Source organism: Thiolapillus sp. (assembly GCF_048562965.1).
Taxonomy (GTDB): domain Bacteria; phylum Pseudomonadota; class Gammaproteobacteria; order Chromatiales; family Chromatiaceae; genus Thiolapillus; species Thiolapillus brandeum_A.
Genome location: NZ_JBHNMF010000510.1, coordinates 1 through 2,338, shown reverse-complemented (window position 1 = coordinate 2,338; position 2,338 = coordinate 1). Strand labels below are relative to the sequence as shown.

Here is a 2,338-nt window from a genome sequence, read left to right as displayed (position 1 = left end):
GACCGTCTCCCAGCCCAGTTCGGAAAACAAGCCTATTGCAGGCTGCTCAACCAGATTATCTTCTGAATATTCAGACACTTCTGCCTCTTATCCCTGTTCCATGCCAAATCTCCACCGTACCCAGTAGGCGCGAGGCCGCACTGCTTGCCCGTCGTGCGCATAGCACCAGAGGGGAAGCAAAGTAGGCATCCAAACGCGGCGTCCAGTCATTGGGAGGCAAGTACGGAGCAGCAACGAGCTTGCGAGGTTGTTGCGTAGTGCTTGGTGACCAGGACGGCTGGGGCACGAATAGGTTGTCAAAGGCCGAGTCGATTTTGGGGACTGGGATGTCCCAAAATCTATCACGAGGTCGAAGACACACTTGAGCATTGCCTTTTTTATTGCCCAAGAGAGGAGTTTGAGGATACTACGGGTCATCTGGTCGAATAATTCAACGAACCCTTGTTCCTGATGCCTGTTTTCAGCGCAATCCAACATTCTTTCCCTTACCTTCAAAACCGTTTCTTAATGTATTCCTGAGCCCGCCCCCCTTCAGTGCAGAAAACACGGATATTTATGGTGGATAAAACAGATTGTCTTCTGAATATCTATTAACCCAAAGCCCCAATGGTTTGCACCTATCTTCGTCATAAATTTTTTTTATTGGTAAAATTATACCAAAAACCTCATATTCTCTGCATCTCATCCACCCACGGTGGAAGGAGTTGGGCCAACGCTCCGCGTTGGCCTTTCTTGTTTCTGGCGCCTGATTTCAAGCCCCAATCCTGCGCTCATACTTCTTCCTGAGCTTCCGCCTAGTATTCCTGTATTCCACCCAGAACGAGGTGATCAGCCGCCGCCGGCCGTCAGGATACTTCTTCATGATGACCACGAAATCATCGTCCTCCAGCCAGACGTAGGTCTTGATCGTCCCGTCACCTTCCTGGTGGTCCCAGGCCAGCACCTCCGGCTTCTCGGGAAGGTCCAGCATCGGCCGCACCCAAGGCAACCGCTCGCTTCGGCGCAGATCCGGAAAGCGATCACCCGTCACCTTGTCCTCCCGCGATGTCAGATGCCAGAAGATTTTCTCCTTGCCGTACTCCATCTCCGGAAAGAACCACACCGCCCGCCCCTCGTACACCGGCTGGCTGTGCTTGAAATCGTGCTCGAACAGCCGGTACAGCGCCTCGTAGGTGTCATGCTGCCACGGGTTCACTGGGAAGAGGTCCGGCAACCATTCCGGATGACTCATTACCCCTATGCCTCCCGCGGCGTGAACAGGAACAGGTTGAACTTCTCTTCCCGCAGCGGAGTGGAGCGCAGCAGCTCCCGCCCCAGTCGTTCCTCCAGGTGGCGGATGATCGCCACCTTGGCCGGGTTGCCGGACAGGCCCCGGTGCCGGTAGGAAACCGCGCCGAGCAGAAAATCACAGACCTGGAGCAGATAGGATTCGTGGGAGCGGATATTCTGCAAGTGCCCGATCATCTGGCTGGTGAAGTCGTACTTGTCGTTACACAACGCCTCGCCAAGCTTGCGCAGCTTCAAGCGGCTGCGCGTGTCCTTGATGTCCAGGTAGATGTTGTACCGCTCCTCCGGGTTCAAAATCTTGCTGAGCAGAGAGAAATACATCTTGTAGTAGAAATCGTCGTGCGAGCCCTGATTGAACAGGGCATGGTTCAACCGCTCCTTGTACAATACCACCAGCCCACGGAAATGCAGCGGTGCTTCCGCCAGAAACCAGTCCACCAGTTCCAGATAAAAATCCAGCCGCGCCTTCGAGACCTTGGTCCATTTCAATTCCCCGGCGGCCCGGTGGCGCGTCTTCATGTCCTGCACTTCTCGGGACAACCGGGCCACCTCATCCAGTGGGCACCAAACCGCCCCCAGTAACATCACCGGCTGCTTGTCGTCCTCCAGGTGGCAGGACTCGTCGCAGTAGACGTTGAAGGTCTCGCTCATGCCGCCTCCCCGATGTCGATGGGAAGTGTAGAGACATCCAGCTCGCCGGAGATGAGTTTGGGGAGGAGAAGGTCGCGGGTTTGGCGGAGATTGTTATTTTTCCGCATCAGTGACCGAATATGATCACGCAATGGTTCAACGAAATCTGCGTACGCTTCGGCTGACCCCTCATCAGGTAATAGCACCTCTTGCTCTTTCAAAAACTTGAAGTGGCGAGCATAGGCGAAACTCGACAAGTCGATAGATTTCAGCACGGAATAGAACAGGGACATTGGCATTCTGCTTGTATTAGACCTTAATAACTGCGTTCCATCAGCCCCACACGCAAACGGGAAGTCTATAAACTTCAATATCCTGGTGTGATCTCCGAAAACAATGATCGGTAACGGATCGTTGTGCA

3 protein-coding genes and 1 pseudogene are annotated in these 2,338 nt (G+C 54.1%); all 4 read right to left on the bottom strand.

Translation table 11 applies throughout. The features are described 5' to 3' along the window. Positions 1 to 87 precede the first annotated feature (87 nt). The gene (locus ACOCD2_RS17060) at positions 88 to 345 is read right to left on the bottom strand and encodes a hypothetical protein (RefSeq protein ID WP_419625822.1); all 258 of its coding nucleotides are present in this window, start codon (positions 343 to 345) and stop codon (positions 88 to 90) included. Positions 346 to 751: 406 nt separating this feature from the next. After that, on the bottom strand, positions 752 to 1,231 hold the full coding sequence (locus ACOCD2_RS17055; protein WP_293652838.1) for a hypothetical protein: 480 nt from the start codon (positions 1,229 to 1,231) through the stop codon (positions 752 to 754). Between the two features lie 5 nt (positions 1,232 to 1,236). Next, a complete protein-coding gene (locus tag ACOCD2_RS17050; protein ID WP_293652837.1) occupies positions 1,237 to 1,938 on the bottom strand; it encodes a DUF3800 domain-containing protein in 702 nt (233 codons plus the stop codon). Next, a pseudogene (locus tag ACOCD2_RS17045) lies at positions 1,935 to 2,338 on the bottom strand (hypothetical protein); the annotation flags it as partial. The gene ACOCD2_RS17050 and the pseudogene ACOCD2_RS17045, both read right to left, overlap by 4 nt.

What these genes read in the sequence shown, in the direction of transcription:
- ACOCD2_RS17055 (WP_293652838.1), bottom strand. Translation starts at nt 1,231, where the DNA reads ATGAGTCATCCGGAATGGTTGCCGGACCTCTTCCCAGTGAACCCGTGG.
- ACOCD2_RS17050 (WP_293652837.1), bottom strand. Translation starts at nt 1,938, where the DNA reads ATGAGCGAGACCTTCAACGTCTACTGCGACGAGTCCTGCCACCTGGAG.